Annotated in this window: 9 protein-coding genes; 4 read left to right on the forward strand and 5 right to left on the reverse strand. The window is 66.1% G+C overall.

Translation table 11 applies throughout. The features are described 5' to 3' along the window. The 3 genes from EN738_RS30375 to EN738_RS36555 form a co-directional block, all read right to left on the reverse strand. The coding region (locus tag EN738_RS30375) for a terminase family protein (protein WP_245494815.1) at positions 1-422 on the reverse strand (422 nt) is incomplete at its 3' end. A 58-nt stretch (positions 423-480) separates the two neighbouring features. Continuing rightward, positions 481-837, reverse strand: a complete 357-nt coding sequence (locus EN738_RS30380; RefSeq protein ID WP_245493556.1) for a hypothetical protein — start codon at positions 835-837, stop codon at positions 481-483. After that, entirely contained in the window at positions 830-1,273 is a 444-nt protein-coding gene (locus tag EN738_RS36555) for a hypothetical protein (protein ID WP_189340417.1), read from the reverse strand. The genes EN738_RS30380 and EN738_RS36555 overlap by 8 nt, the downstream gene beginning before the upstream one ends. A 485-nt stretch (positions 1,274-1,758) precedes the next feature. Here EN738_RS36555 and EN738_RS30385 point away from each other — a divergent pair, with 485 nt between their 5' ends. After that, positions 1,759-2,028: a hypothetical protein gene (locus EN738_RS30385; protein WP_127286844.1), complete on the forward strand. Its 270-nt coding sequence runs from the start codon at positions 1,759-1,761 to the stop codon at positions 2,026-2,028. A 76-nt stretch (positions 2,029-2,104) separates the two neighbouring features. Next, complete coding sequence (locus tag EN738_RS30390) at positions 2,105-2,410, forward strand: hypothetical protein (protein ID WP_127286845.1); 306 nt, start codon at positions 2,105-2,107, stop codon at positions 2,408-2,410. 102 nt (positions 2,411-2,512) lie between these two features. On the opposite strand, the gene EN738_RS30395 is transcribed toward EN738_RS30390, so the two are convergent. After that, a complete protein-coding gene (locus EN738_RS30395; protein WP_187331521.1) occupies positions 2,513-2,935 on the reverse strand; it encodes a DoxX family protein in 423 nt (140 codons plus the stop codon). A 314-nt stretch (positions 2,936-3,249) separates the two neighbouring features. Continuing rightward, complete coding sequence (locus tag EN738_RS30405; protein ID WP_127286846.1) at positions 3,250-4,005, reverse strand: tryptophan 2,3-dioxygenase family protein; 756 nt, start codon at positions 4,003-4,005, stop codon at positions 3,250-3,252. A 150-nt stretch (positions 4,006-4,155) separates the two neighbouring features. Between EN738_RS30405 and EN738_RS30410 the strand changes: the two genes are divergently transcribed. Together EN738_RS30410 and EN738_RS30415 are read left to right on the forward strand one after the other, a co-directional pair. Continuing rightward, complete coding sequence (locus tag EN738_RS30410) at positions 4,156-4,626, forward strand: Lrp/AsnC family transcriptional regulator (protein ID WP_127286847.1); 471 nt, start codon at positions 4,156-4,158, stop codon at positions 4,624-4,626. A gap of 195 nt (positions 4,627-4,821) precedes the next feature. Further along, the coding region (locus EN738_RS30415; RefSeq protein WP_210214095.1) for a hypothetical protein at positions 4,822-5,270 on the forward strand (449 nt) is incomplete at its 3' end.

Consider the following 5,270-nt stretch of genomic DNA (forward strand, 5'->3'; position numbering starts at 1 on the left):
TCGTCGAACCAGACGCCGTGCAGGGTCTCGCCCTGCCATTTCTCGCGGCCCTTCTCGTAGGACTTGAAGGAGAGCACGCTCTCGGAGGCCTGGACGTCACCGCCGCCGCCCCAACGCACGACGACGCTGTCCAGCGCCCCCGGTGCGCCCCGTCCCATCACGGTATGGGCGATCGCGTCGGCGGGGATCATGCCGGTGCCCCAGTCGGCCTGCTGCTGCGGCGGGCCGATGAGCACGCGCTGCGGGTTGTCGCGCGTTCCCTCGCCGGTGACGCCGGCGGCCCAAAGCCGCACGGCCGTGTCGAACACCTTGCCACGCCACCAGTCCGGATAGCGTCCGGTGAGATGCACCGCCCATTCGGCGCCGCCTGCCCTGGTCTTGCCGAGCTGGTTGCCGGCCATGAACAGGCGCTCGCGGTTCAAGGCGCCCGCGGCATGGAACTCCGCCTGCCTGGGATACGGCCGGTAGGCGGCCAAAAGGTTAGCGCGGCGGCGGCGCTCCAGCTCCGTCAGCAGCGCCAGGTACTGCGTCCCCGAGGAACGGCCTGACGATCGCTTCGAGGGCGCGGATGCGGGCGCGGATCTGCTCATCGCTCAGCGTGTCCAGAGTGTTGGCATCGGGGTCCTTCGGGCCGGGCAGCACCGACAGCACGATCTTCAGATACTGGTCCGGCTTTTCCGCCCTGACCTTGGCGATGACCCCGGCGCCATGATCGCGAAAATCCTGGCGCAAAGCGGCGGTGAAATCATCGCCGATGGTTCTTTTCGTCCGCTTCGGGCGGCCAGCAACGCCCGCCGGCTCGCGCGCGCGGCGCGACCGCAACGGCGCATCAGCCATGGGACCCATCCGGTTCGTTGCTGCCGGGCGCAGCTGCGACCGCCGGCTTGGCGGTTTTGCCGGCCGGCTTCCGGCGCTTGCCGGATTTGGCGCGCCTTGGCCTGGCCGGCTTGCGCACCGGCTTGGGCGCATCGCCCTCGGCAGATGCCGCCGCGCCGGTCGGCGCGGCTTCGATCGGGGCGGCGGCCGGCTCGCGCCTGTCGGGCCTCGCCATCCTGGCGATGCCGATCATTCGACCGCCCTGCGCCCCCAACGGAAAACCGAAACCGCCGACCGGGTCGACCGGCCCGCCGCGCACCATGCCGATCAGCACGCCCGGCGCGACTTCCTCGACGCATCCGGGGCGCAGCGGCCTGGCGGCGCCCTCGAAGATGCCGATGGCGCTGACGGTGTCGCTTCCGTCGTCGGCAGTGATGATGGTGGCGTAGCGGGGCATGGGGCGCTCGTGGGTGGTGTGGATTGATCTGAGAGGCGCGGTCCTTCGCGCCCCCTCTGTCCTGCCGGCCATCTCCCCCACGGGTGGGAGATCAGCAATCATGACGGCCTTCGCCAACCTCCAAGGTCGCAAAGGTGAGAGCCGGCGGCAAAGCTGCCAATCTCCCCCCTCGTGGGGGAGATGTCCGGCAGGACAGAGGGGGGCGCTGTCCCGCCAGCTTTGACCCGGAGGGCTAAGATCGAGGAAGGCTGAAACACAAAACCCGCCTCGCGGCGGGTCGTTGGCGCAAATCAGCACCATGGACAAAAGAGTAGCATAGCTGCCTGCAGCGGGCAATAGGTTATGGGTAAATTTTCCTAGGAATAATTGCTCCCCCCTCACCGCCCCTGCTGGCACTGCGGTATTCACAACATGGTTTTGACCCCGTCTGGCCATTAGCCGGCGCTTATGGGATCATTTTGCCCCGGAGACTCGGGGGAAGCAGCATGGACAGACCCGCCATGGCATCCGTCTTCAGGATGCGGCATCAGCCGGCAATCATTTCTGGCGTTCGCAGTCTTGGCACGGGCCAGGCCGATCCGGTCTTCCACTCGAGGCCGCTCGGCGAGGCGATCCGCTTCATCGTCCGGTCCGACGGCCAGTACGACCTCAGCGCCGTCGCCATCTCCTACGGCGACCGCGCCACCCCGCCGCTCGGCGGCCGCGAGGTCAGGGCGCTCTGGCAGGAATATGGCGAGCGCCTGCTGGAGGCGTAGGGTGAGCCACCCACCCACATCGGATCGGAAACGCCCCTTCGCGCGTTAAAGCGCAAACCAATGGGGAGGAACCGCCATGAACGTCGCCAATCTGCAGCTCGAGGGCCTGTTGATGGCCGTCGCGTCGATCAACCAGGTGCTGGTGCGCAAGGGAGTGCTGACCGTCGATGAGATCGACATCGCCTTGCGCCGGGCCGAGGCCAGCGAGACCGGCGAGGAACGCTCCGAAGGCATGTCGGCATCGAGCCGCGATGCCGTCAACTTCCCGATCCGGCTCCTGGAGCTCGCCAACCGCTGCCAGCCGGAGGCGGACATGCCGTCCTTCTCGAAGCTCGCCCGCATGGTCGGCCAGATGAAGGAACCTTACAACGATCAGATGTGAGGGAGTGGGTGCATCTCGGGGCGGCCAACTGTCGATGCCGGCGCGGCCCCTCATCCGCCCTTCGGGCACCTTCTCCCCGTTAACGGGGAGAAGGAATGAGTTTCACGCCCTGCCCGGCCAGCCCTGGCGCAGCGAAAGCACGCTGCCCGGTCCGTGAACGGCGGCGAAGAGCAGGCCGGCGGCGAACGGGAAATGCGACATGAAGGCGCCGAACTCGGCCTGGTTGCCGGCCCAGTGCGAAGGGCCGTGGAAGGCAAAGCCGAGAAAGGTGACGTAGACCGCGCCGATCAGCGCCGCCGGGGTCAGCAAGGCGCCGGTCAGGAAGGCGATCACCAGCAGCGTCTCCAATATCGCCGCGCACCAGGCCAGGAACAGCGGGAACGGGAAGCCGGCGGCGGCGATGTAGCCGGCAGTGGCGCCGATATCCATGAGTTTGAAGGCCACGCCCATCGCGAACATGGCGGCGAAGATCAGGCGGGCGATGAGGATGACTGCGGTCTGCCAGGTCGATTGAACATTTTCCACGATAGTCCTCCGGATTGAAGCTTGTTGATGCTCCAAGGACGGAGGAAGGGCGATGGTTCCGACAGGGTCGGGAAATTTTGTTGCCCTTGAGGCCAAACAAGGCCGACGTCGGCGGGACAGCGCCCCCTCTGTCCTGCCGGACAGATCCCCCACAAGGGGGAGATCAGATGTGACGCCAGCTTTCGCCAATCGCCAACGTTGCAGGACAAGCGGGGGCGCCGAAACAGCTAATCTCCCCCCAAGTGGGGGAGATGTCCGGCAGGACAGAGGGGGGCGCGAAGGAACTCGGCGTACGATCGTCTCGCGCCGCCGCCCTACCCCGCCTTCGCGTGCGGACAATGGCTGATCGACTCCCTGACCGTGCCGTACTCGGCGCCCCAGCGGTCGGTCATGTCGCAGCGTATATCCCACAGCTCGGGGAAGAAGCGGTGCCGGGCGCCGCCTTCCAGCATCTCCACCGGGCGGCCCTTCAGCGACCTGGAGCCGAGCCCGATCGAACGGTGGATAAGGTAGAGGTGGTTGGCGCGGAATTTCTGGAACAGTTCGTCGAACTCGATCAACGCCTCGGCGACGACATAGGCGTCGCCATGATCGTAACGCGCGTCATAGACATCCTCCACGGAAAGCCCGCGGCCGTCGAGATAAGCAGCCTTGAAGGCCCGCCAGAGGTCCGGCGGCATGCGCAAGAGCAGCTTGAAGCCGGGCGATTCCTGGCCGCTTCCATTGCCAAGCTGCAGGCGGATCTGCTGGTACTCCTTGGGCGACATGGTTTCGAGCACGTCGAGCTGCGCCGTCATCAGCCGCATCAGCCGGTGCACGCGGCCCATCAGGGTGACGATGCGGTGCGTGTCCGCCTTCTCCAGATAGTCGAGGACGTCGGCCAGCGTGTAGGCGATGAGCTTCATCCACAGCTCCTCGACCTGGTGCACGATCTGGAACTGCAGCTCGTCGGCATTGACCATTTCGGCCAGCGGCTTCTGGCATTGCAGAAGCTTGTCGCACTGCAGATAGACACCGTAGTCGCGCATCTCCGGCGTCTCGATGCGGGCGTGATATTCCGACTTCAGCATGGTTCTTCTCCCTGCCCGGCCCGGGGCATGTGTTGGATCCTTAGATCGAAGATAGACCCTTTGGGCTTGAACATTGTTCCTTTCTGTTATCCAAATAGCAAAAATTGAAGGACGAATGCCTTCAATCTGGCGATATCTGGAGAACGATCCATGCTGGATACCCTCGACCGCAAGATCGTCGCGGCGCTCCAGCGCGACGCACGCCTGTCCTTCGGCGAGCTGGCCGAGTCGGTGGGGCTGAGCAAGACGCCGTGCTGGAAGCGGGTCAAGGCGCTGGAGGAGGCCGGCGTCATCCGCGGCTATTCCACCCGCGTCGATCCGGCGGCAATCGGCTTCGGCATCGAGGCCTTCATCCAGGTGTCGATCGACTTCGAGGTGTCGGATGCCTTCGAGGCGGCGGTGAAGCGGCACCCCCTGATCCGCCGCTGCTACGCCACGACCGGCGAGGCCGACTATCTGTTGCAGATCGTGACCGTCGACATGATGGCGCTCGACCGCATGCTGCGCGAGGAGCTCAGCCGGCTGCCCGGCGTGCGCCGTACCATCACCTCGATGGCGATGCGCGAGATCAAGGGCGATATCTCGTTTGCCGATGCGGCGACGCATGCGCTGAGGAGATGAGCGCACAAACCAGATGACTTGAGAGCAGCATCCCCCTGTCCGCCAGGAAAATGGCCCAAGGCCGGCCTGAGGCCCGATCTCACCCCGGACCAGCCGCGGATGCCGGCCGCACGGGCCCGCGTCGAGCCCTGACTTTTTCTGGGAGGGTTTCGGAACGGGCGTTGAACCGGTCTATGTAGGGACGGGGATTCGCGGGTGGTGGATGTGATCTCGATCAGAATGAGTGCGGAGCCTGCCGGTCGGGCGATGACAGGACTGCCGCGGCTTTTCGCATTCAAGGCGAATGCCATCAACGCGCGCCGTGCACTGGCGGCGGCGCTGCTCGCGTCGACCATGCTGCTGCCGACGGCACCTCGGGCGGCGTCGGTCCTGCCGGGGCCGCGCGACGGATTCCAACGGTCGATGGATCAGGCTGCCCGGTTGCAGGAGGCCAAGCGCGCACTTCTGGCGCAAGCCGCAGGCGGTAATGGCGGCAACGGCGGCAATGGCGGTTCCGCTGGTGGCAACGGTGGGAATGGCGGCTCCGCAGGCGGCAATGGCGGTGACGCAGGCGGCAACGGCGGTGGCGCAGGTGGCAATGGTGGCGACGCCGGCGGAAACGGCGGCGACGCCGGTGGAAATGGCGGTGGCGCAGGCGGCAATGG

The organism is Mesorhizobium sp. M4B.F.Ca.ET.017.02.2.1, assembly GCF_003998955.1.
GTDB lineage: Bacteria > Pseudomonadota > Alphaproteobacteria > Rhizobiales > Rhizobiaceae > Mesorhizobium > Mesorhizobium abyssinicae.